2 protein-coding genes are annotated in these 668 nt (G+C 43.4%); one reads left to right on the top strand and one right to left on the bottom strand.

Translation table 11 applies throughout. The features are described from left to right. Positions 1-275 (top strand): hypothetical protein (locus tag AC01FP_RS18470; protein ID WP_474482322.1); only part of this gene is annotated, 275 nt, incomplete at its 5' end. A gap of 122 nt (positions 276-397) precedes the next feature. Here the strand turns inward: AC01FP_RS18470 and AC01FP_RS18475 are convergent. Continuing rightward, a partial coding sequence (locus tag AC01FP_RS18475) for a hypothetical protein (RefSeq protein ID WP_474482324.1) occupies positions 398-668 on the bottom strand: 271 nt, incomplete at its 5' end.

Here is a 668-nt window from a genome sequence, read left to right on the forward strand (position 1 = left end):
TGCAATTAACTATTCAAATTATAAGCTATTGTCGCCTCAACGCAAGGGCTGATCGTATTTTTCGAGGTGCCCTTAAGCAATTTGAGAATATGAGATATTTCCCTGCATTTGTTAAGGGCTCTCCATTGCAGTGTGATGTGATGATGGCTCCGATCGAGATTGCGTTATCATGCATGCATACAGTATCTAAGGTGTCACATATTGTCCCTTTGGCAGTGCAAGAGAATTTTGACGCTAATACAGCCTATTCCGATCTTAGAGCTTTTTTCCAGTAGTACAGCTGGTCGTATTATTCCGCTCTATAGTTCTCACTAGGCTTGCAATCACAGACTTGTCTCGAAAATCAAGTATTGCTTTGGAGTTTATAATTATTGATCCGCACTAGGTGCCCCCATCACTATACGATGACTTGCTCAGAGCAGCATCTTTTTCTAGGTCTTGAATTTCTATATTGGCAATAGATTTGAATCCTAGCAATGCGGATTTTCTTGATTCTGATCATAATGCTGCCTGTCTTTTTTAAGTAGCTCTCCGCTGTGTTTTCTTTTGGTAACAGGTTGTTTGGAACTTGTGCTAGCCTGTAAATGTTCACCACGCCGGTAAGCACAAGTTTGGCTCGGCGTTGGCGGCACCCCTCTAGCAGCTCCAGAGCGGCCTCCACCTGGTCG

This window comes from Cyanobium sp. NIVA-CYA 375, from assembly GCF_056108345.1.